25 protein-coding genes are annotated in these 24,295 nt (G+C 63.6%); 9 read left to right on the top strand and 16 right to left on the bottom strand.

Going from position 1 to position 24,295, the window contains the following annotated elements:
• Nucleotides 1-86: 86 nt before the first annotated feature.
• Together pncB and gcvA (EOB49_RS25430) are read right to left on the bottom strand one after the other, a co-directional pair.
• Nucleotides 87-1,391, bottom strand: a complete 1,305-nt coding sequence (gene pncB / locus EOB49_RS25435; RefSeq protein ID WP_127320419.1) for a nicotinate phosphoribosyltransferase — start codon at nt 1,389-1,391, stop codon at nt 87-89.
• Nucleotides 1,392-1,527: 136 nt separating this feature from the next.
• A complete protein-coding gene (gcvA, locus tag EOB49_RS25430; protein ID WP_127382591.1) occupies nt 1,528-2,502 on the bottom strand; it encodes a transcriptional regulator GcvA in 975 nt (324 codons plus the stop codon).
• Between the two features lie 207 nt (nt 2,503-2,709).
• On the opposite strand from gcvA (EOB49_RS25430), the gene speB reads away from it, so the two are divergent.
• The 4 genes from speB to EOB49_RS25410 all read left to right on the top strand — a co-directional run bounded on the left by speB (nt 2,710) and on the right by EOB49_RS25410 (nt 5,970).
• Complete coding sequence (gene speB / locus EOB49_RS25425) at nt 2,710-3,771, top strand: agmatinase (RefSeq protein ID WP_127382590.1); 1,062 nt, start codon at nt 2,710-2,712, stop codon at nt 3,769-3,771.
• Between the two features lie 85 nt (nt 3,772-3,856).
• Complete coding sequence (locus EOB49_RS25420; protein WP_127382589.1) at nt 3,857-4,663, top strand: transporter substrate-binding domain-containing protein; 807 nt, start codon at nt 3,857-3,859, stop codon at nt 4,661-4,663.
• A gap of 6 nt (nt 4,664-4,669) precedes the next feature.
• Nucleotides 4,670-5,326, top strand: coding sequence for an amino acid ABC transporter permease (locus tag EOB49_RS25415; protein ID WP_127320423.1), 657 nt, complete (start codon nt 4,670-4,672; stop codon nt 5,324-5,326).
• On the top strand, nt 5,323-5,970 hold the full coding sequence (locus EOB49_RS25410) for an amino acid ABC transporter permease (protein WP_127382588.1): 648 nt from the start codon (nt 5,323-5,325) through the stop codon (nt 5,968-5,970). The genes EOB49_RS25415 and EOB49_RS25410 overlap by 4 nt, the downstream gene beginning before the upstream one ends.
• A gap of 22 nt (nt 5,971-5,992) precedes the next feature.
• Here EOB49_RS25410 and EOB49_RS25405 read toward each other — a convergent pair whose 3' ends face one another.
• From EOB49_RS25405 to EOB49_RS25395, 3 genes are all read right to left on the bottom strand, one after another.
• The gene (locus EOB49_RS25405; RefSeq protein WP_127382587.1) at nt 5,993-6,805 is read right to left on the bottom strand and encodes an oxidoreductase; all 813 of its coding nucleotides are present in this window, start codon (nt 6,803-6,805) and stop codon (nt 5,993-5,995) included.
• Between the two features lie 93 nt (nt 6,806-6,898).
• Nucleotides 6,899-8,164 (bottom strand): beta-ketoacyl-ACP synthase II, encoded by a 1,266-nt coding sequence (gene fabF, locus EOB49_RS25400; protein ID WP_127382586.1) that lies wholly within the window; start codon nt 8,162-8,164, stop codon nt 6,899-6,901.
• A 44-nt stretch (nt 8,165-8,208) separates the two neighbouring features.
• Nucleotides 8,209-8,787, bottom strand: coding sequence for a TetR/AcrR family transcriptional regulator (locus EOB49_RS25395; protein ID WP_127382585.1), 579 nt, complete (start codon nt 8,785-8,787; stop codon nt 8,209-8,211).
• An 80-nt stretch (nt 8,788-8,867) separates the two neighbouring features.
• Here EOB49_RS25395 and EOB49_RS25390 point away from each other — a divergent pair, with 80 nt between their 5' ends.
• From EOB49_RS25390 to EOB49_RS25380, 3 genes are all read left to right on the top strand, one after another.
• Entirely contained in the window at nt 8,868-9,227 is a 360-nt protein-coding gene (locus tag EOB49_RS25390) for a hypothetical protein (protein WP_127382584.1), read from the top strand.
• 88 nt (nt 9,228-9,315) lie between these two features.
• Nucleotides 9,316-9,774, top strand: a complete 459-nt coding sequence (locus EOB49_RS25385) for a nuclear transport factor 2 family protein (protein WP_127382583.1) — start codon at nt 9,316-9,318, stop codon at nt 9,772-9,774.
• Between the two features lie 222 nt (nt 9,775-9,996).
• Nucleotides 9,997-10,284, top strand: a complete 288-nt coding sequence (locus EOB49_RS25380; protein WP_127268438.1) for a hypothetical protein — start codon at nt 9,997-9,999, stop codon at nt 10,282-10,284.
• A gap of 132 nt (nt 10,285-10,416) precedes the next feature.
• Here the strand turns inward: EOB49_RS25380 and EOB49_RS25375 are convergent, their stop codons facing one another.
• The 10 genes from EOB49_RS25375 to gcvA (EOB49_RS25330) all read right to left on the bottom strand — a co-directional run bounded on the left by EOB49_RS25375 (nt 10,417) and on the right by gcvA (EOB49_RS25330) (nt 22,008).
• Nucleotides 10,417-11,820, bottom strand: coding sequence for an MATE family efflux transporter (locus EOB49_RS25375; RefSeq protein ID WP_127382582.1), 1,404 nt, complete (start codon nt 11,818-11,820; stop codon nt 10,417-10,419).
• Between the two features lie 168 nt (nt 11,821-11,988).
• Nucleotides 11,989-13,575, bottom strand: coding sequence for an FGGY-family carbohydrate kinase (locus tag EOB49_RS25370; RefSeq protein WP_127382581.1), 1,587 nt, complete (start codon nt 13,573-13,575; stop codon nt 11,989-11,991).
• Complete coding sequence (locus EOB49_RS25365; RefSeq protein WP_127382580.1) at nt 13,572-14,255, bottom strand: HAD family hydrolase; 684 nt, start codon at nt 14,253-14,255, stop codon at nt 13,572-13,574. Before EOB49_RS25365 ends, EOB49_RS25370 begins: the two co-directional genes overlap by 4 nt.
• Before the next feature lie 15 nt (nt 14,256-14,270).
• Nucleotides 14,271-15,749, bottom strand: coding sequence for a mannitol dehydrogenase family protein (locus tag EOB49_RS25360; protein ID WP_127382579.1), 1,479 nt, complete (start codon nt 15,747-15,749; stop codon nt 14,271-14,273).
• A gap of 146 nt (nt 15,750-15,895) precedes the next feature.
• Nucleotides 15,896-16,666 carry an L-iditol 2-dehydrogenase gene (locus tag EOB49_RS25355; RefSeq protein ID WP_127382592.1) on the bottom strand — a complete coding sequence of 257 codons (771 nt, stop codon included), beginning with the start codon at nt 16,664-16,666 and terminating at the stop codon, nt 15,896-15,898.
• A 2-nt stretch (nt 16,667-16,668) separates the two neighbouring features.
• Nucleotides 16,669-17,667, bottom strand: coding sequence for an ABC transporter ATP-binding protein (locus tag EOB49_RS25350; RefSeq protein ID WP_127382578.1), 999 nt, complete (start codon nt 17,665-17,667; stop codon nt 16,669-16,671).
• 69 nt (nt 17,668-17,736) lie between these two features.
• Entirely contained in the window at nt 17,737-18,561 is an 825-nt protein-coding gene (locus EOB49_RS25345; protein WP_127382577.1) for a carbohydrate ABC transporter permease, read from the bottom strand.
• Nucleotides 18,562-18,572: 11 nt separating this feature from the next.
• Nucleotides 18,573-19,445: a sugar ABC transporter permease gene (locus tag EOB49_RS25340; RefSeq protein WP_013528414.1), complete on the bottom strand. Its 873-nt coding sequence runs from the start codon at nt 19,443-19,445 to the stop codon at nt 18,573-18,575.
• A 122-nt stretch (nt 19,446-19,567) separates the two neighbouring features.
• The gene (locus tag EOB49_RS25335) at nt 19,568-20,878 is read right to left on the bottom strand and encodes a sugar ABC transporter substrate-binding protein (RefSeq protein WP_127268865.1); all 1,311 of its coding nucleotides are present in this window, start codon (nt 20,876-20,878) and stop codon (nt 19,568-19,570) included.
• A 224-nt stretch (nt 20,879-21,102) separates the two neighbouring features.
• Nucleotides 21,103-22,008: a transcriptional regulator GcvA gene (gene gcvA / locus EOB49_RS25330; protein ID WP_127382576.1), complete on the bottom strand. Its 906-nt coding sequence runs from the start codon at nt 22,006-22,008 to the stop codon at nt 21,103-21,105.
• Between the two features lie 110 nt (nt 22,009-22,118).
• Between gcvA (EOB49_RS25330) and EOB49_RS25325 the strand changes: the two genes are divergently transcribed.
• Nucleotides 22,119-22,304 carry a hypothetical protein gene (locus EOB49_RS25325; protein ID WP_127318258.1) on the top strand — a complete coding sequence of 62 codons (186 nt, stop codon included), beginning with the start codon at nt 22,119-22,121 and terminating at the stop codon, nt 22,302-22,304.
• Between the two features lie 37 nt (nt 22,305-22,341).
• On the opposite strand, the gene EOB49_RS25320 is transcribed toward EOB49_RS25325, so the two are convergent.
• Nucleotides 22,342-23,301 carry a sugar-binding transcriptional regulator gene (locus EOB49_RS25320; RefSeq protein WP_127382575.1) on the bottom strand — a complete coding sequence of 320 codons (960 nt, stop codon included), beginning with the start codon at nt 23,299-23,301 and terminating at the stop codon, nt 22,342-22,344.
• Nucleotides 23,302-23,559: 258 nt separating this feature from the next.
• Here EOB49_RS25320 and EOB49_RS25315 point away from each other — a divergent pair, with 258 nt between their 5' ends.
• The gene (locus EOB49_RS25315) at nt 23,560-24,192 is read left to right on the top strand and encodes an HAD family phosphatase (protein WP_127268412.1); all 633 of its coding nucleotides are present in this window, start codon (nt 23,560-23,562) and stop codon (nt 24,190-24,192) included.
• The last annotated feature ends 103 nt before the right edge of the window (nt 24,193-24,295 follow it).

Here is a 24,295-nt window from a genome sequence, read left to right as displayed (position 1 = left end):
CTGCCAATCTCCCCCCTTGAGGGGGAGATGTCCGGCAGGACAGAGAGGGGCGCCAGGGAACTCGTACTATCCAGGAACCCCACCCCTCACACCTTGACCAATTGCTCCACGCGGTCCTTCTCGCCGAAAATTCTGAGATACCGTTCGATCTCTTTCACATCGCCGGTCGCCTTGGCCGGATTGTCGGAAAGTTTGACCGCTGGCCTGCCATTGGCCTCGGTGACCTTGCAGACCAGCGATATGGCGTCGAGGCTGTTGGTTTCCGTCGGCGCGCAGCCTTCGAAATCATTGGTCAGATTGGTGCCCCAGCCGAAGGACATGCGCACCTTGCCCTTGAAGTGGCGATAGGTCTCCTCGATCGTCTCGACCTCGAGCCCGTCGGAGAAGATCAGCAGTTTCTGCCGGGGATCTTTGCCCTTGTCGCGCCACCAGGACAGGATCTTTTCGCCGCCTTCGATCGGCGGAGCGCTGTCGGGGCGAAAGCCCGTCCAGTCGGCCACCCAGTCCGGCGCATCACGCAGGAACGATGCCGTGCCGAAGGCGTCGGGCAGCACGATCAAGAGATTGCCGCCATAGTAACGCTGCCAGTCCTGCAGCACCTTGTAGGGCGACTGCCTCAGCTCTTTTTCCGAGTCGGCGAGGGCGGCGAACACCATAGGCAGCTCATGTGCGTTGGTGCCGAGCGCTTCGAGGTCGTTGTCCATGGCCAGAAGCACGTTGGAGGTGCCGGTGAACGCTTCGCCGATGCCTTCCTTCAGCGCCTCGACGCACCAGCGCTGCCACAGGAAGGAATGGCGCCGGCGCGTGCCGAAGTCCGAGATGCGGATGCCGGGCAGCGCCTTCAGCCGCTCGGTCTTGGCCCACATCTTGGACTTGGCGCGGGCATAGAGCACGTCGAGCGCGAAAGGCCCGAACGCCCGCATCGCCGCGCGCGATCGAAGTTCATTGATGATGGCGAGCGCCGGGATTTCCCACAGTGTGGTGTACATCCACGGCCCGCTGAAGGTCAGTTCGTACTGGCCGTCGCGCTTCGACAGCTCGTAGTCGGGCAGCCGGAAGCCTTCCAGCCAGGCGAGGAATTCCGGCTCGAAGATCTGCTTGCGGCCGTAGAAATTGTTACCGCCGAGCCAGATCATCTCCTTCTTGGAGAAGCGCAAGGTGCGGGCATGGTCGAGCTGTTCGCGCAATTCGGCCTCGTCGATCTCGTCGGCAAGGCGCACCGAAGTCGTGCGGTTGATCAGCGAGAAGGTTGCGTCGACCTTGGGATACATGCCCCAGATCATCTGCAGCATCAAAAGCTTGTAGAAATCTGTGTCGAGCAGGCTGCGCACGATCGGGTCGAGCTTCCAGGTGTGGTTGTAGACGCGCCGCGCAATATCGGTCTTAGCCATGTCTCAACACCGCCTTCGCTGCCTGCCATCCACAATCGCGACAGGCCTCATAGCATCGAATCGGCCAGAACGCTGCCCGCTTTCAGGCTGGCCCGACAAAAAGAGCTGCCTGCATGCGGTGGCGCAGAGCTTGGCATCAACTTGCGGATTTTCCGCCCATCACCCTGAGCGCCGGACGCTTGCGGCGGCTGACGATGCGGCCGGCCACAGGGGCGTCGGCGCGCCCGTCATCCCCGGCCTTCTCGGCGAACAGCCAGTCGATGAACACCTGCACGATCGGTGTCGCCCGCATCTCGTTGCGGCAGACGACATAGAAATCGTCGACCGCCGGCACCGACAGACTGAACGGCGCGACCAGCATGCCCCTGGCCAGCAGCGCACTTGCCGTCACGGAGTCGCCCAGCGCCACGCCATGGCCATGCACCGCCGCTTCGGTCGCCATGCGCGCATCGCCGAGGTGATGGCGGCGACCCCGCTCTAGGTCCAGCGCTTCGGCGGCCGCCAGCCAGGTGTGCCATTCGCGGCCGTCATCGCCATGCAGGAAGACATGGTCGGCGAGATCCCTGACGCTGCGGATCGGCCGGTTGTTGATCAGGGTCGGGCTGACCACGGGAAACAGTTCGAGGCCCGACCATTTGCGCATCCAGCAATCGGTCCAGCTGCCGTCGCCATAATGCACGCAGACATCAATGGTGGGCGCCCGCAAATCCTTGGAATCGTTGGAAGGGATAAGCGTCAGCCTTATGTCGGGATATTGCGCCATGAAACTGCCGAGCCGCGGTGTCATCCACAACAACAGAAGCGCCGGCACGCAGGAGACCGAAAGTGTGCCGCTGCTCGCCGGCCTTGTCATGCGCTGGGTGGCGGCGGCGATGCCGTCGAAGGCGGTCGACACCGCCGGCAGAAGCTCCGCGCCATGCGGTGTCAGTTTGACCCGCTGGCCGGCCCGCTCGAACAGCTTGACACTGAGCGACTGCTCGAGCGCCTTGATCTGATGGCTGACGGCGCCATGGGTGACATTCAGCTCAATGGCCGCCTTGGTCAGCGAGCCATGTCGGGCCGTTGCCTCGAAGGCGCGCAGTGGATTAAGCGGTGGCAGGCGCTTGGTCATGGGTATCAACTTTATTGTGAGATTTTCTCACAGAAAACACCCTAACAATATCAATTGATTTTTCAATGCCGCTGCCGGACACTGAACCTGGAACAGCATCAAGACGTGAAATCTGCAGGCAGCCAGCGGGACAGCGGCCCGGCCGGATGACGGTCGGTTCGCAGGCGTCATCCGCGGCGGCACTGCATCAGCCCAGGAGGAGCGGACATGGGATATGATCGCGGCAAGCTCGACGCGTTGCGTCGCAAATATGGTGACAGCCATGGCGGCGAGATGTTCGACCCGAAATTCCGCAAGGTCGCCGATAAGATCTTCTCCAAGAGCGGCACGCGGCTGGCGCCCTATTCAGGCATCCCGACCTTCCTCGCCGCGCCGTACCGCGAAATATCGGCCGACAATCCGGATTTCGGCGATTTGCAGGTGGCGATGATCGGCGTGCCGATGGACCTCGGCGTCACCAACAGGCCAGGCTCGCGCTTCGGGCCGCGAGCGCTGCGTGCCATCGAGCGCATCGGCCCCTACAATCACGTTCTGGAATGCGCGCCCACACATGAGCTCCGGGTCGCCGATATCGGCGACACGCCGTTTCGCAGCCGCTACCGGCTTGAGACAAGCCATGAGGATATCGAGCGCCGCACCAACCAGATCGTCGATGCCGGCGTCATCCCGCTTTCGATCGGCGGCGACCATTCGATCAGCCATCCGATCCTGAAGGCCGTCGGCAAGAAAGCTCCGGTCGGGTTGATCCATATCGACGCCCACTGCGACACCAGTGGCCTGTTCGACATGACCAAGTTCCACCATGGCGGCCCGTTCCGCAACGCGGTGCTTGACGGCGTGCTCGACCCGACGCGCACGATCCAGATCGGCATCCGCGGCTCGGCCGAATATCTGTGGGAATTCACCTATGAGTCCGGCATGACCGTGGTGCATGCCGAGGAGGTGACCGGTCTCGGCATTCCGGCCATCATCGAGAAGGCGCGCAGAATAGTCGGCGACGGCCCGACCTATGTCTCCTTCGATATCGACAGCGTCGACCCGGCCTTCGCGCCCGGCACCGGCACGCCGGAAGTCGGTGGGCTGACGACACGCGAAGTGCTCGAACTGCTGCGCGGCCTCAAGGGCCTCAACATAGTCGGCGGCGACGTCGTCGAGGTGGCGCCGCAATATGACGCGACCACCAACACGGCGCACGCCGCCGCACAGGTGCTGTTCGAGATATTGAGCCTGATGGTGTTCAGCCCGGCTGTCACCGGCAAGGGATCCTGACCTCTACCAATCCGAACGAAGGCGGCCGCCGCGCTGGAGCCGGCGGCCGTATCCAACAAACAAGCGTCCAGACAGGGGAATAACAATGACAATCCGCAAGACATTTGCCTCGATCGCCGCCGTGCTGATGCTTGGCACAGCCGGTTTCGGCCTCTCAATTCAGGCCGCTAGCGCCGATGCGCTGGCGGACATCACCAAGGCCGGCACCATCAATGTCGGCGTCTTCGCCGACTTTCCGCCCTTCTCCTCGGCCAGCGCCGACATGAGCCTCAAGGGCTATGACATGGATGTCGCGCAATACATTGCCGATACGCTCAAGGTGAAGCTCAACCCCATCGCCGTCACCGGCCAGAACCGCATCCCGTATCTGAACGACAAGCGCGTCGACATCCTGATGAGCGTCGGCTACTCGAAGGAACGCGAACAGGTCATCGACTTCGCCGCCGCCTATGCGCCCTACTACATCGCCGTGATCGGTCCGGCGGCTCTGACGGTCAAGGGCAAGGAAGACCTCGCCGACAAGTCGATCGCCGTCAATCGTGGCACGCTGGAAGACACCTCGCTCACCGAGGCAGCACCGACGTCGGCCGACATCAAGCGCTTCGACAACTACAATTCGGTGATCCAGGCCTTCATCTCCGGCCAGACGCAGCTGATGGTCGTGGGCAACGATGTCGGCGCGCAGGTGCTGGCCAAGCAGGATGCGCTGAAGCCGGAGCAGAAGTTCCAGCTTCTGACCTCGCCTTCGCATATCGGGCTCAACAAGAATGAGGACGGCCTGAAGAAGGCTGTCAACGATGCCATCGCCAAGATGCTGGCCGACGGCAAGCTGGACGAAAGCTCGAAAGCCTGGCTGAAGACGCCGCTCAATCCCGAAAACCTCAAGGATTGAGTTTCCGTGGCCTTTGCCTGGCTCCCGGGTGCTCTGGGCGACATCGCGCACGGCGCGGCCACGACGATCCTGCTGATCGCCGTGACCACGCTGGCCGGAACGCTGCTCAGCATCCTGGGTGCCGCGGGGCGACGAAACGGCCCGGTTCTGCTCAAGCGGGCAATCGCCTGTTACGTCGAGGTGATGCGCAACACGCCGTTCCTGGTGCAGCTGTTCTTCATCTTTTTCGGGCTGCCCAGCCTCGGCATCCGGCTCGACCCGCTCCTGGCCGCCATGCTGGCGATGACGCTCAACATGGCGGCCTACACGATCGAGATCGTCGGCGCCGGGCTTGACGCCGTGCCCGGCGGACAGACGGAAGCAGCGCTCGCGCTTGGGCTGCGGCCCCGCCAGGTGTTCGTCAAGATCGTGCTGCCGCAGGCACTCAAGATCATCTATCCCGCGCTGACCAGCCAGATCGTCATCATGATGCTGGAGTCGGCCGTGGTGTCGCAGATCGCCGTGCGTGAACTGACCTACGAGGCCGACATGCTGCAGGCGCGCACCTTCCGCTCTTTCGAGACCTATTTCGTCGTGACGCTGGTCTATCTCGCTCTGTCGATGGCCTTGCGCCGGCTGCTGGTGTCAGGCGGGCGCCGTGCGCTCGGAGCCGGCGTATCATGATCGAGTTCACCTCCTGGGACATCGTGCGCAACCTGCTGCTCGCCGCCCGCTGGACGGTGCTGCTATCGCTGGCCGCCTTCATCGGCGGCGGCATCGTCGGCCTGATCGTGCTGTTCTTCAGGATCGCCAAGAACAAGTGGAGCAGGCGCATAGCCTCGGGCTACATCGCCCTGTTCCAGGGAACGCCGCTCTTGATGCAGCTGTTCCTGATGTTCTTCGGGCTGCCGATGCTCGGCCTGCGCATCGAACCCTGGACGGCGGCGGCGCTCGGCCTCACCTTCTTCGCCAGCGCCTATCTCGCCGAAATCTGGCGCTCCGGCGTCGCGGCGCTACCCCTGGGGCAATGGGACGCCGGCGCAAGCCTTGGCCTGCACTATCTGCAGGAGCTGAGGCTGATTATCCTGCCGCAGGCCTTTTCGATCACCCGCGCACCCACCGTCGGCTTCCTGGTTCAGCTGATCAAATCGACCGCGCTCACTTCGATCATCGGCTTCGAGGAGCTGGTGCGGACCTCCAACGCCATCAACAATGCGACCTTCGAACCGTTCAAGGTCTACGGGCTGGTGGCTCTGATCTTCTTCGTCATGTGCTTTCCGCTGACGCAATACGCCCGCAGGCTCGAGAAACAGGCGGCTGCTCGCTGACGCGCCAAGGCAGCGCTCGATTTCAGGCCGGCAGCCCAAGCTGCTTGCGCAGGCTCTTGTCGAATGCGGGCGCGGGGACGAAACGACGCAGGAAACTGATCTGGCGCGCCATTTTTCCCGCCGCATAGCGTTTCTTCGGCGCAGGATCGGTCGCTGCGGCCAAAACGGTGTTGGCGACCACTTCGGGCGCATCGCCTTTTTCCATCGATTTCCGCACGGATACAGTCATCCCGGCGCGCGCGGAATCGTAGATTTCGAGCGACCGGTCGGGGGCGGCAAGATTGTCCTCGAATGCCGTGCGGGTATAGGCGGGCTCCACCAGCGAAACGCGGATGCCGAACGGGCGCAATTCGTGATCGAGCGACTCCGAATAACCCTCGATGGCATGTTTGGTCGCCGAGTAGAGTGCGAAATAGGGAGCGGGGATGAACCCCTGCACCGAACTCAAATTCACGATTCTGCCCTTCCCTTGGCGTCGCATTGCCGGCAGAACCGCGTTGGTCACACGCAAGACGCCGAAGACGTTCACGTCGAACAGCGCCTTAGCCTGGGCGGTCGAAGACTCCTCCGCGCCGCCAAACAGGCCCATGCCGGCATTGTTGACAAGCAGGTCGATGCGTCCGGCCTTGGCCAGAACGTCATCGACCATTGTCGCAACGGACGCGTCGTCGGTCACGTCGCAGGTCAGCATGGTCACGCCGGCGGATGGCCGGGAGGCCGCGCGACGGCTGGTTCCGAAGACGCGAAAGCCGGCGCCTAGCAAGGCATCGGCGGTAGCGCGCCCGATGCCGGAAGATGCCCCTGTGACCAGGGCGACGCCAGGAGTCTTGTTCATGGGAATCATATCCTTCTTTGCGTTGGATCGGATTGGGAAAAGCATGAGAGGCCGGGGCAAAGGGCGTTGGTCATGATTGCGTCTGGCAACCGGTTAGTTCCAGCGTCTGAACAGGGCGCTGGCATTCACGCCGCCAAAGCCGAAGCCATTGGCGATCGCGTACTCCATCTCCATGGGCCGGGGCGCGTTTGCGACGAAGTCGATTCCGTCGCCGGCCGGATCGGCCTCGCCCAGGTTGAGGGTTGGCGGGGCGACCTGATCCCTGAGCGCCAGGATTGCGAAGATCGCACCAAGCCCGCCGGCCGCTCCGAGCAAATGTCCGGTCGCCGATTTCGTGGCACTGACAGCTATCGCGAAATCGCGCCCGAACACGCTCTTGATCGCTTCGATCTCACCCAGGTCGCCGACTGACGTGGATGTCGCATGCGCATTGAGATGACGAACCTGGCGTGGCGAAATCCCTGCCTGGGCAATCGCGATCTGCATGGCCCGGCGCGCGCCGTCGCCGTCCTCTGGTCCGGAGGTGACGTGGTGGGCATCCGCGGTCGTGCCGTAGCCGACGAGCTCAGCCAACGGCTTTGCGCCGCGCGCCAACGCGTGGTCCAATGCCTCGATGACCAGCACGCCGGCTCCTTCGCCCATGACGAAGCCGTCCCGCGATATGTCGAAAGGGCGCGAGGCTTGAGCCGGCGCCCAATTGAAGCCGGTTGAAAGAGAACGCGCCGCGGCGAAACCGCCGAGGCTGACGGTGTTGATACACGCTTCCGTTCCGCCGCACACGGCGATGTCGGCTTCGTTCGCGCGGATCAGGCGGGCGGCGTCGCCGATCGCCTGGATGCCCGCCGCGCATGCCGTCACCGGTGCGCCGAGTGGACCTTTGAAACCATGACGGATCGAGATGTGGCCCGCCGCGAGGTTTACCAGAAAGGATGGCACCGTAAAGGGAGACAGGCGGCGGGCGCCACGCAGGTCCACCGTGCGCACCGCCTCGGTGATGGCGGGAAACCCGCCGACCCCTGAAGCGATGATCGTGGCCGTACGCAGGCGATCCATTTCCAGGGCAGGCTTCCATTGCGCCTGCGCGAGCGCCTCTTCCGCCGCGGCCAGCGCAAAGAGGATGAACCGGTCCACCTTGCGTTGATCCTTCGCGGACAGGACGGCATCGGCATCGAACCCAGCCTCCGGATCTTCGCCCAGGGAGGGAACCACGCCGCCAATCTTAACCGGCAGCTCTCCCACCACATCGTCCGGAAGCCTGCGAACGCCCGACCGGCCGGCAAGCAGGCGTGACCAGGACGCTTCGACATTGGCGGCAAGAGGCGTGACCGCTCCCATGCCCGTGACGACAATCCGTTGCATCTGCTCTCCTGTCCTTGGTGTGCCGGCGGCACTGCTCGCGCCGTTCAAGGGGCGACTGCTTCGCGAACCTGATCGGCCGCCGCATCCAGAAAAGCCCGCGCGAGGTCGGGGTCGTTGACGACCCGCGAGAGCACCACCGCGCCGACCATCGTCGAGAGAACGGCCATTGCCTTGTTGCCGGCCTTTTCGCTGTCGCCCTCGCCAACCCAACCGCCGAGCATCTCAAGGTACGCCTTAATGCCGGCTTCGAATGACGCCTTCACCTCGGCACCCTGCCTGGCTGCATCCGAACCGAGCGCAACGACCGGGCAGCCGTCCATCTTTTCCCCGCGATGATCCATGCTGAGGTAGAATGAGATCACCCCGTCGAGCGGGCTCCCAGGATGTGCGGCGGTCGCGGCCGACCATTTGTGGGTGGCGCTTTCCATCGCCCGCCTGGACGCCAGCGCCGCCAGATCGTCCTTCGACTCGAATTGCTTGTAAAAGGCGCCCTGGGTCAGCCCGGCACCCTTCATCAGGTCCTTGAGGCCGATGCCGTCAAAGCCGCGCTCCCGGAAAAGCCGGCTTGCCACATTGATCACGGTCTCGCGGTTTTCCGCGGCCTGAGTGCGACTCACACGCATCGTCATCTCCTTTTTTAGATTGCATTCGTAATCTATACCCTATATAGAGGGTGAACGCAATCTAAAAAAGGACAAATGAGATGATCCGCAAAACCCTGAGCGCCTCGCTGCTGGCCGCGCTGTTTCTTGCAACCCCGGCTCTTGCCGAAGAAGCCACCATAGGACGCCCGATCGAAGGCGGCAGCCTGCACCAGGGACACCTGGACATGGTGGCCTACTACGTTCCGGACGGCGACCTGCTTGAGGTCACCGCCACTTTCGCACCGAAGGCCGGGGGTGATCCGCTGCGGGTTGTCATGGGCCTCGCCAACAGTGACGCCGTGTCGTTTTCCATACCGGGCTACCCGGGCTCGCTCTACGCGTTCTCAAGGTCCGGTAAGGAAGTGACGGTCTCGACCGAGACTGACACATCCCTGCGAGCCGACGCGACAATGCCCTGACCTGACGCGCAGGCCCGCGGCCGCGCGATGCTGGCCGGGGCTCTCGCGTCGGAACGGCGCGCCACCAATAAGTTCGGAGAGAGGTCACATGCTTTACAGCTATTTTGTCGAGAAATCGATCCGGCAGAGCTTCGACGACGTCAACAACCATCGCTGGGATGCGGCGGTGAAGGCCATCGCGCCGCATGTCCATCACCGGGTTGGTGGCGCCCACGCGCTTGGTGGGGAGCGCCACGACAAGCAAGCCCTGCGCCGCTGGTTCGAGCGCCTCGGCCGTGTTCTGCCCACTCTCCATCTCACGGTCAACCACGTCTGGGTGAAGGGCTGCCCGTGGCATACCACCGTGTTTGCCCAGTGGGATGGCACCGCAACCCTGCTCAACGGCGATACATCCTACATCAACCGTGGTCTCCACGTGTTCACGCTGCGGTGGGGCACGGTTCATGCGCTCGAGGAGTTTTACGATTCACAGGCGGCGGCGCGCGGTCTCGCCGCTCAAGCCGCGGCCGGCCTCGAAGAAGCTGTCGCCGAACAGATAACAAGCTGAAGCGCGGTCCGAGGACGGCCGGGTTACCCATGCGCCGACCGGCTCGGGTCCCAAGCCATCTCCGCTGCCGCGCTCCAACTTGTTGCAAGACGTTCAAATTTGAGCTTCCGCACTCATGCTTTGTCGAGAGTATCTCCTGTATTCACTTAAACGGTCTGCGCCGTAGTTTTTAGCCGTTCTGAATCGCCGTCGGCGACGATGACGACGAAATAGGAGAACGCAATGACTCGCAATCACGTTGAACGTCTTGGAGAGTTCCGGGAAATCCTGGTCGCAACCCGACGCGAAGGAGTCCGCAACGTGCACCATACCCGCGATGCAATGCGGGCAAGTGGCTTTCAGATAGGGGACAGCGATGGCTCCAGCTACGGAGCCGAGCTGAAGGCGCTCCAGGAAGAAATTGAGGCAGTCGATCGCGCCATCGAAGACGAGAAGCGGTTGGCCCAGGCCCTCGAGAGCGCAGCTCAATCCCGCCGGCCGAGCAAGCCGAGAATCGTGAAGGGAACATAGTTCCGCTCTCGGCCAAGACGTTCATTGCCTCGGTGCCAAGCGCCGGCTCACGGCACGAACGTTTCTGCAGGCGCCGCTTAATCAGCTACAATATTGGGACATAGCGGCCGCCAAACCGGCAGCTGTCCTGTTTCAATGCCCAAACTCCAGCGGCGGCGCCAACCGGTCGCGCCGCAGCCAGCGCGCCAGAAGCAGCGCGGCCACCACGGCCAGCCCCGTCGACAGGCCGATCCAGATGCCGACGCCATGCAGGCCGAAATGGAAGGCGAGCAGCACGCCGAGCGGCAGGCCGATGCCCCAATAGCCGATCGCGGCATAGATCATCGGCACCTTGGTGTCGTGCAGGCCGCGCAGCATGCCGGCGGCAACCGCCTGCGCGCCATCGAAGACCTGGAACAGCGCGGCAAAGGCCAGGAACGACACGGCAAGCGCGATCACCCTGGCATTGGCCGGATTGCCCAGATCGATGAAGGCGCTGATCAGCGGATGCGGCCACAGGATCATCACCAGCCCCATCAGCGCCATGAACGAGACGCCGATGACAAAGGCGGTCCAGCCGGCGCGCGAGACGCCTTCCGGCTTGCCTGCGCCGTGCGCAAGCCCGACGCGCACCGTCACCGCCTGGTTGAGGCCGAGCGGCACCATGAAGGAGATCGAGGCGATCTGGATGGCGATCGCGTGCGCGGCCAGCGAATCCGCGTCGATCAGGCCCATCAGCAGGGCCGCCGCATTGAAGATCGTCACCTCGAAGGCGAGAATGCCGGCAATCGGCAGGCCGAGCCGCAACAGGCCCTTGAAGCGCGGCCAGTCGGACCGCCAGAAGCGGCCGAACAGACGGTAGCGGCGGAACTTCTTCTCCAGCATCACCACGGCAGCCATGCCGATGAACATCAGCGCTGAGGACAGCGAGGTGGCAAGGCCCGACCCGGCAATGCCCATTGCCGGCACGCCGAGATTGCCGAACATGAACACCCAGTTGAAGAAGACGTTGCAGGCGACGGCGACGAAGACGATGACCAGCGCCCAGCCCGGCCGTTCCAGCGCCGAGATGAACGAGCGCAGCACGATATAGCCGTAGAACGGCAGCACCGCCCATTCGAGCCAGCGCAGATAGATGCCGGCCTGACGGGCGAGCGCCGGGTCCTGGCCCATGGCCAATAGAATGCCCTCGCCGTGCCAAAGCACGAGCCAGATCGGGATCGAGATCAGGATCGCCAGCCACAGGCCCTGGCGCACGGTGCGGCGCAGGTCGCGCACCGAATAGCGGCGGCGGCCGAGCTCGGTGGCGATCATCGGCGAGGTCGCCAGCATCAGGCCGAGGCCGAAGATCAGCGGCATGAAATAAAGGTTGGCGCCAAGCGCGCCGCTGGCCAGCGTATCCGGCCCCAGACGACCCATCATCATGACGTCGGTGGCAGTCATCGCGGTCTGGCCGAGATTGGTCAGCACCATCGGCCAGGCAAGCGCCAGCGTCGCCCTGATTTCCTGACGCCAAAGATTTTCCGGCGCGTGAGCGCCGGCTTCGATCGCAGACATTGTTCCGCTCTTTCCAGCTACGGCACGTCGACCAGAAGCCGGAAGCCGCATGTCAAACGGCAAAACCTTCGGTTTCGCGGCGTTTGCGTCAGCTTCTGGACGAAACGCGACATGAAGGCAAGGGAGGAGGGACGGGAACGGATTGAGCCAGCGACCGGCCCAAATGCTCTACCGGATCGCGTCCAGCATCCGCCGCTGGCGGTGCATCTCGAGGAAAACCTTGTAGTCGCGCTCGAAACGCCCTGCTGATTTCGGGTTCGACGGGCGCGTCCGGCCGCCTTGCTGCATGGCAAGGCAGGCCGCGTTGAGGTCGGGAAACAGCCCGGCCGCGGTGGCGGCGATCATGCCGGTGCCGAGCAGCACCGCCTCGTCGGCCAGCGGCTCGATCACCGTGCAGCCGGTGGCGTCGGCGTAGAGTTCCATCAGCAGCGGGTTCTTGGTGTGGCCGCCGGTGACGTGCAGCGTGTCGATCAGATAGCCGTTCTCGTTCAGCGCCTCCAGCACGTGGCGCACGCCGAGCGCGATGCCGACGGCGGTGCGCCAGTAGAGCTTGCACAGGCTGTCGAAGGAGGAATCCAGCGTCAGCCCGCTGACGACGCCGACGGCATGCGGATCGGCGAGCGGCGAGCGGTTGCCATGAAAGTCGGGCAGCACATGCAGCCTTGCGGCGAGGTTGTCGCCCTCGGTGGCGCGCAGCTCGGCGACACGCCCGGCGATCTTCGCATGCATGGCGGCATCCGGCTCGCCGCCGGCGCCGTGCCAGCGGATGATGTGGTCGAGCAGGGCGCCGGTCGCCGACTGGCCGCCTTCCGACAGCCACAGCCTGGGCAGTGCCGCGCCGTAATACGGCCCCCAGACGCCGGCGAAGGGCTGCGGATCCGGTGACATCGCCATGACGCAGCTCGACGTGCCGGCGATCAGCGCCAAATGCCGGCCGATGTCGTGTTCGTTGTCGGCAAAGCCGCCGAGCACGCCAAGCGCGCCGGCATAAGCATCGATGACCCCGGCGCCGACCCGGCATTTCTCGCTCAGCCCAAGCTCGGCCGCCGCTTGCGCCGTCAATCGACCGATATCGGCGCCGACCGGACTGGCCTTTTCCGGCAGGCTGCCGTGCTCGAAAAGATCGTCGAGGCCGACGAGTTCGAAGAAATCACGCCGCCAGCCTGTCTCCTCATGCGCCAGATAGGTCCATTTGGCGGTCAGCGTGCATTGCGAGCGGGCCAGCGAGCCGGTCGCTTGCCAGGTCAGGAAATCGGTGAGATCGAATAGATAGCCGGCTTCATTCCATGTTTCCGGCAAATTGCGCTTCAGCCACATCAGCTTCGGCGTCGCCATTTCCGGCGACATGACGCCGCCGATGTAATTCAGCACGGCGTGGCCGCTTGCCGTGCATTCGTCGGCCTCGGCGATGGCGCGGTGGTCGAGCCAGACGATGGTGTCCCAGCGCTTGTCGCCGGTGACCGAGACACTGAGCTGGCTGCCTTGCCGGTCGCGCACCACCAGCGAACAGGTGGCATCGAAGGAGATGCCGACAATGTCCTCAGGCTCGACACCGGCTTTTTCGCGGGCAGCGCGCACGGCGGTGCAGACGGCCGACCAGATATCGCGCGAATCATGCTCGGCGTGATCGGGCTTCGGCTGGTTCATGGCGATCGGCCGCTCGGCGCGGCCGAGCAAGGTGCCTGTGGTGTCGAGAATGCCCGCGCGAGCGCTCCCGGTGCCGACATCGACCGCGCAAACGAACTGTTTCGTCAAGATGCTCTGTCTCTCGCTCCCAGGCCTGCAATCAGATCGGGCAATTGCAGCATGTCAGCGAATATAAAGTCCGGCTCACTCGACGCAAGCCGCGCTTTCAAGGTCGGGTTGCCGGCATGCGAGCCGCCGGTGAAGGCAAACACGCGCATCCCCGCCGCGCGCGCAGCAATGATGCCGGCCGGGCTGTCCTCGACGACGAGGCATTTGCGCGGATGGGCCCGCATGCTGGCGGCGGCATGCAGGAACAGATCCGGCGCCGGCTTTCCCTTGGCCACCATGGTGGCACTGAACAGATGCGGCTCCATCAGCCCAAGCAATCCGGTGACGTCGAGCGCGTAGCGGATGCGGTCGAGCGTGCCCGAGGACGCGACACAGAACGGCAGCCCAAGCTTCGGCAGCATCTCCTTGACGCCGGCGATCGGCTTCAGCTCCTCGCGGAATTTGCGCATCAATTGGACGCGCATCTCGGTCAGGTGCAGGTCGGTGATATCGAGCCCGAAGTCACGGCCGAGGATCTCGCGCACGCTTTTCATGCTCCTGCCGAGGAAATGCTCGTAGGCGGCATCCTCACTGACGCTGCCGCCGGCGACTTTGACCATGCCGAGCAGCGCCGAGACGGAGAGCGCCTCGCTGTCGACCAGCACGCCATCGCAGTCGAAGATGACCAGTTCAGGCGTCATGGCGGCGAATGGCTCTCAGAGCTTGCCGGCGAGGTAGCGCGTCAGCGTCGCGCGTGCGCCGTTCGCCCACAGCACGTTGAGCGCATGGGCGAAGGCCTCGACAAACGCCGTTGCGCGACCGACATCGCCATAGATGTCCTCCATGGCGAGCCAGGCGGCGGGAGCATCTTTTGCCGCCTTTGCCGTCGCCTGCAGCCGGTCCCAGCTCGGGTCGTTGGGTTCGATGACGGCGCCGCTGTCGGTGGTGCCGAAGCAGTAGCGGCACCACAATGCCGATTCCAGCGCCAGGCCCGCGACGCTCTTTCCGGCCTTCAGCCGGTCGGAGATGGTCGGGATGATGAATTTCGGCTGGCGGTTGGAGCCGTCGAGGCAGAGCCGGCGCACCGTGTCGCCGATCTTGGGATTGGAAAAGCGGCTCTCGATGAGCTGGTAATAATCTTCCAGGACCGTGTCCGGCACCGGCGGCACGGTCGGGATGATTTCCTCCCGTTCGAGCTTGGCCAGGAAACCGCTCACCAGTGGCTCCTGCATCGCCTCATGGACGAAATGGATGTCCATCAGGCCGGCCGGATAGGCAATCGTCGCGTGGCCGCCATTGAGGATGCGGATTTTCATCAATTCATAGGGCGCAACGTCTTTGACGAACTGCACGCCGACTTTTTCCAGCGGCGGCCGGCCGCCGGTGAAATGGTCCTCCAGCACCCACTGCCGGAACGGCTCGCAGAACACCGGCCAGTTGTCCTCAAGGCCAAAATCCTTGGCCAGGATGCCGCGTTCGCGGTCCGTGGTACCCGGCGTGATGCGATCGACCATGCCGTTCGGGAAGGCGACATGCTCGCTGACCCAGTTCGCCAGATCCTCGTCGATCAAACGGGCCAAGCCGATGACGCCGTCCGAGGTGACATGGCCGTTGTGGGGAATGTTGTCGCACGACATGACCGTGAACGGCACGGTGCCCTCGTCGCGCCGCCGCACCAGCCCGGCAAGGATGATGCCGAACACCGTCTTCGGTGTCGCGCCGGGCTGCGCATCGGCGACGATGTCGGCGTGGGTCGGGTTGAACACGCCGGATGCCGGATCGATGAAATAACCGCCTTCGGTGATGGTCAGCGAAACGATCTTGATGGCCGGGTCGGCCAGCCGTTCGATGACGCCGGCCGCATCGCCGGGCATCAGGAAGTCGATCATGGCGCCGGTGACCCGGGCGCTCATATGGCCGCTGTCCTGCTCGACCACCGTGGTCAGCCAGTCCTGCTCTTCCAGTTTGCCGCGGCCGATCTTTTCACCGTCGAACACGCCGGCGCCGATCAGTGCCCAGTCATGGCCGATGCCCGAATTGAACAGATCGTCGAGATAGACGGCCTGATGCGAGCGATGGAAATTGCCGACGCCGAAATGCACGATGCCGGCCGTCAATGTCGCGCGGTCATACTTCGGGCCGGCGACCTCAGCGGGCAGTTTGGAGAGGTTTGAGGACGAGAGTTTCACGGTCATCTGTTTTACCCTTTGGCCGGATCTAGGCCTTCGTTATGCTCCTCTCCCGGTCAGGGAGAGGATAAGGGGTGGCACTGGCTACGCGCCCGCTGATGTCGGCCTCTGCTCCCCGCGGAGGGACGAGGAGCAGAGGCCGTCCCCCGCCCTCAACTCATCCACTGGCCGCCATCGACATTGTAGGTCTGGGCGACGATGTATTCGGCGTCGCTGCTGGCGAGAAAAACCGCCATGCCGGTGAGGTCCTGTGCCGTGCCCATGCGGCCATACGGCACCGCCTCGCCAACCAGTTTCTTCTTCTCGCCCCTCGGGCGGTTTTCATGTTTGGCGAACAGCGAATCGACGTGATCCCAGTGTTCGCCGTCGACGACGCCAGGGGCTATCGCGTTGACGTTGATCCGGTGCTTGATCAGGTCGAGCCCCGCCGATTGGGTCAGCGAGATGACGGCGGCCTTGGTGGCGCAGTAGACGCCGACCAGCGCCTCGCCGCGTCGTCCGGCCTGGCTCGCCATGTTGATGATCCTGCCGCCCCGGCCAGCGGCGATCATCGAGCGGGCGGCTGCCTGCAGCATGAACAGCGTGCCGGCGACATTGACGGAAAACAATTTGTCGTAGCTTGCCTTGGTGATCTCGACGATCGGTGCCAGATCGAACAGAGCGGCGTTGTTGATCAGGATATCGAGGCCGCCGGTCTTCGTCTCGACGGCTTTCACCGCCGCCTCGATGGAGGCGAGGTCGGTGACGTCGAGCTTGACCGCATAGGCCCTGCCGCCGATCTCGGCGGCCGTCTTCTGCGCCGCCTCGAGATTGATGTCGGCGATGGCGACGGTGGCGCCTTCGCCGGCATAGGCTTCGGCGAAGGCTCTGCCGATGCCGCGGGCCGAACCGGTGATCAGCGCGGATTTGCCGGCCAGTCTCATGCTCACATCGCCTTTCCGTCGGCGCCGAAGCGATGCAGCTTGGCCTTGTCGGGCGTTAGATAGATGGTGTCGCCATGATGGACGCCGAGTTCGCCGTCGGCGCGCACCGTCAGCGGGCCGACGCCATCGGCCTGGACATGCAGGAAGGTGTCGGAGCCGAGATGCTCGGCGACGCCGACGACCGCCTTCCATTCGCCCGCCGTGGTCGAGATCTCCAGGTGTTCGGGACGGATGCCGATGGTCTTGGCGCCGTTTTTGGCAGCCGGCGTGCCTTCGATCAGGTTCATCTTCGGCGAGCCGATGAAGCCGGCGACGAACAGGTTCTTCGGCGTCTTGTAGAGCTCCATCGGCGAGCCGACCTGCTCGATGTTGCCGGCGTTCAGCACGACGATCTTGTCGGCCATGGTCATGGCTTCGACCTGGTCGTGGGTGACGTAGATCATGGTCGTCTTGAGCTGGTGGTGCAGCTCGCTGATCTCCAGCCGCATGGTGCCGCGCAGTGCCGCATCGAGATTGGACAGCGGTTCGTCGAACAGGAAGGCGGTCGGCTGACGCACGATGGCGCGGCCGATGGCGACGCGCTGGCGCTGGCCGCCGGAAAGCTGGCCGGGCCGGCGTTCGAGATAGTTCGTCAGGTTGAGCACGCGCGCCGCGTCTCCCACCTTCTTGTCGATCGTCGCCTTGTCCTCGCCGGCCATCTTCAGCGGGAAGCCGATGTTCTTGGCCACCGTCATGTGCGGATAGAGCGCGTAGGACTGGAACACCATGGCGAGCTTGCGCTTGGCCGGTGCCTCGCCGGTGACGTCGCGGCCGTCGATGTTGATGGAGCCGCCGCTGGTGTCCTCGAGCCCGGCGATCAGCCGCAGCAGCGTTGACTTGCCGCAACCCGACGGGCCGACGAAGACGACGAACTCGCCATTCTCGATCACCAGGTCGAGACCGGGGATGATGGACGTCGCTCCGAAGGATTTGGAGACGTTCTTGAGCGTGATGTTTCCCATGATTTCCTCCCCGAGGGGTTATTTCTGCCGATTGCTTCGGGCAATTCCGTTACTTCACCGCGCCACCAACTATTTGACCGCACCAAATGTCAGGCCGCGCACCAGCTGCTTCTGGCTGAACCAGCCCATGATCAGGATCGGCGCGATGGCCAGTGTCGAGGCGGCCGAGAGCTTGGCCCAGAACAGGCCTTGCGGGCTGGAGAACGAGCTGATGAAGGCGGTCAGCGGTGCTGCTTCCGTCGTCGTCAGCCGGATCGTCCAGAACGCCTCGTTCCAGGCCAGGATGATGTTGAGCAGCATCGTCGAGGCGATGCCCGGCACCGCCATCGGCGTCAGCACATAGATGATCTCGTTCCACAGCGATGCGCCGTCCATGCGCGCCGCTTCCAGGATCTCGCCCGGGATTTCGCGGAAGTAGGTGTAGAGCATCCACACCACGATCGGCAGATTGATCAGCATCAGCATGATCATCAGGCCGATGCGGCTGTCGAGCAGTCCTGTATCGCGGAAGATCAGGTAGATCGGGAACAGCACCGCGACCGCGGGCATCATCTTGGTGGACAACATCCACATCAAGATGTCCTTGGTCCGCTTGGTCGGGGAGAAGGCCATCGACCATGCCGCCGGTATGGCGACGAGCAGGGCCAGGATGGTCGAGCCGACCGAGAGCAGCACCGAGTTGAAGAAGAATTTGAAGTAGCCGCTCTGCGCCTGAACCTCGGCATAGCTCTCGAACGTTCCCGACGGGATGATGCTGAAGCCCTGGATGGCTTCCTGCTCCGACTTGAACGAGGTGATGATCGTGTAGAGGATCGGGAAGAAGATCAGCAGGGCGACGATCCAGGCGGCAACTGTCGCAATCGTCTTGTGCTGGGTGGTGACTGAGCGTGCCATCGTAGCCTCCCTTACTTGTCCAGGTTTTTGCCGACGGCGCGCATGGCGAAGAAGGCAACGATGTTGGCGAGAATGACGGCGATCACACCGCCGGCGGATGCCTGGCCGATTTTGAACTCCAGCAACGCCTTCTGGTAGACGAGGAAGGGCAGGTTGGTGGAGGCGTATCCCGGGCCGCCATTGGTGGTGACGAGGATCTCGGCATAGACGGAGAGAAGGAAGATCGTCTGGATCAGGATGACGACCGTGATGGCGCGCGACATGTGCGGCAGCGTCAGGTAGATGAAGCGGCTGATGAAGCCGGCGCCGTCCATCTCGGCGGCTTCCTTCTGCTCGCCGTCGAGCGACTGCAGCGCGGTCAAGAGAATGAGCGTGGCGAAAGGCAGCCATTGCCAGGCGACGATGATGATGATCGCCAGCATCGGATGCTGCCCGAACCAGTCGATCGGCTGGGCCCCGAAGAAGCGCGCTATGTCGGCGAACACCCCATATTGCGGGTGCATGATCATGTTCTTCCACACCAATGCGGCCACCGGCGGCATGACGAAGAACGGCGAAATGACCAGGATGCGCACGATGCCCTGGCCCCACATCGGCTGATCGATCAGCAGCGCCAGAAGGATGCCGCCGATCACCGTGATCAGGAGCACGCTGACCACCAGGGTGAGCGTGTTGAGGATCGATTGCAGGAAGGCCGGGTTGGAATAGAACAGCGCGTAATTCGAGAAGCCGACAAAGCCGTCGCGGATCGGATTGAGCGGATTGTACTGCTGGAAGGAGAACCAGATGGTGATGACCAGCGGCACAATCATCCAGACGAACAGCAGCACCACGGATGGCGCCATCATGAAACGGGCAAGCGAACGGGTCTGCTGAGTAGCCATGACGTCACCCTTCACTGGTCAGACGGAATTTTCAAAAGGCGTTAAAGGCGGCCGCCCGAACTGGGAACTCGGGCGGCCGTTGCCGGTCAGGAGGCGACCGGCAGTCGGCACCGGGAGGAGCCTTACTTGATGTATCCGCCTTCGGTCATTGCCGCGGTGGCAGCGTCCTGGGCCTGCTTCAGGGCATCGTCGACGCTCGACTGGCCGGCAAGAGCCGCCGAGAAGAGCTGGCCGACCGTGGTGCCAAGACCCTGGAACTCAGGGATGGCGACGAACTGGACGCCGACATAGGGCACCGGCTTGACGGTCGGATGCGTCGGATCGGCGGCGTTGATGGAGTCCAGCGTCATCTTGGCGAACGGAGCCGCCTTCTGGTACTCGGCATTGGCATAGAGTGAGGAGCGCGTGCCCGGAGGAACGTTGGCCCAGCCTTCCTTCGAAGCGACCAGTTCGGCATAGTGCTTGCTGGTCGCCCAGGAGACGAACTTCTGGGCGGCATCGGCTTTCTGCGTCCCGGCGGGGATCGCCAGCGACCATGCCCACAGCCAATTGCCGCGCTTGCCCAGGCCATTGTCGGGTGCCAGCGCATATCCAACCTTGTCTGCGACCTGCGATGCCTTGGGATCGGAGACGAAGGACGCAGCGACGGTGGCGTCGATCCACATGCCGCATTTGCCCTGTTGGAACAGCGCCAGGTTTTCGTTGAAGCCGTTGGAGGACGCACCCTCAGGGCCGTCGGCCTTCATCAGGTCGACATAGAACTGCAGCGTGTTCTTCCATTCCGGCTGATCGAACTGCGGCTTCCAGTTCTCGTCGAACCAGCGCGCGCCGAAGGAGTTCGACATGGCGGTCAGGAAGGCCATGTTCTCGCCCCAGCCGGCCTTGCCGCGCAGGCAGACACCGTTCACGCCATTCGCGCGATCGGTCATCTTGTCGGCGGCCTGCCTGATGAAATCCCAGGTCGGCGCGTCGGGCATCTTCAGCCCAGCCTTCTCCATCAGGTCCTTGCGGTACATGACGAAGGAGCTTTCGCCGTAGAAGGGCGCGGCATAGAGCTTACCGTCGACCGAAAGGCCGCCGGCGATGGCCGGGATGATGTCCTTGGCGTCATAGTCGTCGCCGAGCTTGTCGAGCGGCAGCAGCCAGCTCTGCTTGGCCCAGATCGGAACCTCATAGGTACCGATGGTCATCACGTCGTACTGGCCGCCCTTGGTGGCGATGTCGGTGGTGACGCGCTCGCGCAGCACGTTTTCCTCGAGCGTGACCCAGTTGAGCTGGATGTCGGGGTTCGCCTTGGTGAAGTCCTCGGTCAGCTTTTGCATGCGGACCATATCGCCATTGTTGACGGTGGCGATGGTGATGGATTCGGCGTGTGCGGCGAACGCAAGCGTGCTGGCCGACAACAAGCCCAGGGTGAGCGTGCGAAGTTTCATCAATTCCTCCCTTGAACCAAGATGAGCATTTGCCTTGGCTTTGGGCAATTACTCACTTGGCGTGAATTATGTCAAGTCGGATTCGATGCTGCAGCGCAGCACCCGGGCGACACCGCAGGCCGGGACGAGCGGACATTGCCAGGACGAGGAGCGTCCCGGCCGGATACAGTGCGGCAGCAGCGGATAGATCTGCGAAAACCAGGTGCAGCCCGAAAGCTTGCCGGTCAGCAGGCGATCTCGGCCAGCAGCCAGTCGCGGAAGGCACGGATCTTCGGCACGTTGCGGCGCGCTTCGGGGTAGACCAGCCAATAGGCATGGCCGTCGTCGCCAACCAGATCGAAAGGCTGGATCAGGCGCCCGTCGGCAAGTTCCGCCTTGAACAGCGCCCTGGTCAGGACCGCGACGCCATGACCGGCGATCGCCGCATTGGCCTCATAGGCCTGCGCCCCCATGCTGCTGCCGGGCCGCTTGGCAAGATCGTGCGAATGCACGCCGGCAGCCTCGAACCATTGCGTCCACCAGATGTCGCCGGGATCGAGGATCGGCAGCCGCAACAGGTCCGCCGGTTCCCTGACGCCGCCGATGGTCGCTGCGAGTTTCGGGCTCAGCATCGGCGTGAAGTCGGCATCGAGCAGCTTGTGCGCCTCCAGGCCCGGCCATTTGCCGCCGCCCGAGCGGATCGCGATATCGGTATCCTCGCGGGCAAAGTCGGTCAGGCGGCTCGACGTTTCGAGCCGCACCGCCAGCGCTGGATGGGCGATCTGGAACGACCCCAGCCGGTGCGCGAGCCAGTTCGAGGCGAATGTCAGCACCGTCGTGACGCACAGCAAGCCGTCGGCCCCGCCACGCGCCGCGGCATAGGCCTGGCCGAGAATGGCAAAGGCCTCGCTGACCGCCGGCGCGAGGCGCTGTCCAGCCTCGGTGAGTGCGATCTGGCGCGGTCGGCGCAGGAACAGCGGCGCGCCGACCCGTTCCTCCAGCACCTTGATCTGATAGCTGACCGCCGCTTGCGTCATGGCAAGTTCCTCGGCCGCCTTGGTGAAGGAAAGATGCCGCGCCACCGCTTCGAACACCCGGATCGCCTGCAGCGGCGGAAGCTGTGAAACCTGCCGAGAGCTCAGGTCCGGCATAAAGCCTCCTTATGGGTCCTTATCGACGTTCGATTGGCAAAGGCCGCCGTCAAGACCGACATTCCCAGTCAACCCGTCATTCGGGTTCAGGATAGCGAAGGTTGACGATCATGACCATGGCGCAGCAAAAATGCACTCCCGCACCGGATCACCGCTGGTTTTCGTGGCTGACGGATGGATTCGGCTGGTTCGCGGCCAAAAAACGAGCACATCTCGACATCAGGGACCTGTCGCCGCATCTGCAGCGCGATCTCGGTTTTCTCGATGGCAATGACCCTTTCGGGCGGCACAGCTAGCGCGGTTGGTTTTATCGCAAATCAGTTGTGGTTCCGGTCAGATGTTGGCCAGCAGGGCGGCGGCGGTCCGTTCATCGGTGATGAGGCCGTTGATCAGCCGCCGGTTCGCGGCCGCCAGGATGCCTGGCAGCTTTCGTTCGCCCATGGCCAGTGCGATGACCAGCGCTTTCTCGCGTGACGGAAGCGACGCCGACGACACCCGGTCGTTGGTGATGCCCTCGATCATGCGGCCCTCCCTATCGAACACCCAGCCGACGATCTCGGCGATGCCGCCGGCCTTCTGCAGCGCCTTCAATTCGCTCTCCGAAATGAAGCCGTCTTCGTAGAGCGGCGCCTTGGGGCCGAGGTCGCCGATGCCGATGAAGGTGACGTCGGCCTCGGCGGCAAGCGCAAGCGTCGGTTGGATCATCGGCTGGTTGAGCAGCATCTCGCGCTCCTCAGGCGACGAGGCGATGACCGGCAGCGGCATCGGGAAGGAGCGCGCCTTGACCCTGTCGGCCATGGTGAAGATGACGTTGTAGAAGGCGGCCGAGCCGTCCGGCGAGATGTTGCCGGTCAACGACACCACCTTGTGCTGCGGGCATTCCATTGGCGGCAACTGCTCGATCGCCGCCTTCAGCGTGCGACCGGTGCCGATCGCCATGACGATCGGGGTCGGTGACCGCAGCCGCCGCTCGATCTCGGCGGCAGCCGCCTCGGCGATGCCGATCGTGGTCGAGGACGAATTGGGGTCGCTCGGCACCACCTCGACCAGATCGAGCGCAAAGCGCGATCTCAGCCGTGCCGCCAGATCGAGGCAGTTGGCGATAGGATGGTCGACGCGAACCTTGATCAAGCCCTCCGACACCGCCAGCGATACCAGCCGCTGCGCCGTTTGCCGCGAAATGCCGAGCGTCGAAGCGATCTGGTCCTGTGTGTTGCCGGCAACATAATAAAGCCAGCCGGCGCGCGCCGCATCGTCCAGCCTGTTGCTGCCACCATCCTGCCGGCTATTCAAAGTCCTGCCTCCCGAGACCGCCGGTCATGAGAGCGGCCCATGCCCACTTTCGCAGGGAACAGCCTGCTGCGCAATTGTCAATCTCGGGGGCAATTGCTTGCTATTCATCGACGTAAGCACGGCCCAGTTTTTCTTCTCCCACGAAGTCTCTGTCGCCAAAGAGACTTGGCCGCGGCCGCGGCAGGCGGCACGTTCTTCGATCCCGAAGGTTTATCTCCCGGCTCAAACCCTTTAAGGGATGGCAAAAAGGAGCCTCACATGATGCCGAAAGCGGTTTTCTGGGACATGGACGGCACGCTGGTCGACAGCGAACCGTTGCACGAAGCAGCCCTGATGGCGGCGATGCGCAATGTCGGCCTTGTCCCGCCCGACGATCTGCATGAGCGCGTGCTCGGTGTCGCCGCCTGGCCGGTCTACGAGATGATGCGCGACGAGTTCGGCCTGGACCTGCCTTTCGACGACTGGATCGTGCGCAAATACGAGCATTATCTGCCGTTGGTCGAGGGGCTGAAGCCGCGCCCGGGCGCGATCGAGATCTTCAACGAGCTACGTGCAAGAGGCATCCAGCAGGCCGTGGTCTCGAATTCGGACCGGATGATCGTCGACGCCAATCTGAGCATGGTCGGCCTGATCTACCCCGGCATGAAGACGATCAGCCGCAACGATGTGCGCGAAGGCAAGCCGCATGCCGAGCCGTTCCTGCGCGCCGCCTATCTGGCCGATGTCGACCCTACGCACGCCGTGGCGATCGACGACAGCTGGCCGGGCGCCATGGCGGGACTGGCGGCGGGCATGAAGACGATCTTCTGGCCGGAAAAGCCGATGGAAGGCCCGCCCGGCGCCGTCGTCATCAACAGCGCCGAGGAATTGCGGACTGAACTGGGGCTTTAAGCTTGGGGAAAGTGGGTGGCTCTTCCTGCGACGTCGATGATTGGCGAAACCGGCGAATAAGAGCGTCCTTCTCCCCGTCACTATACGGGGAGAAGGACGCTCT

The sequence above is a fragment of the Mesorhizobium sp. M7A.F.Ca.MR.148.00.0.0 genome (genome assembly GCF_003997735.1).
Lineage (GTDB): Bacteria > Pseudomonadota > Alphaproteobacteria > Rhizobiales > Rhizobiaceae > Mesorhizobium.
Note: the sequence above shows the minus strand (reverse complement) of the source record. Positions and strands in the feature narration are given on the sequence as shown.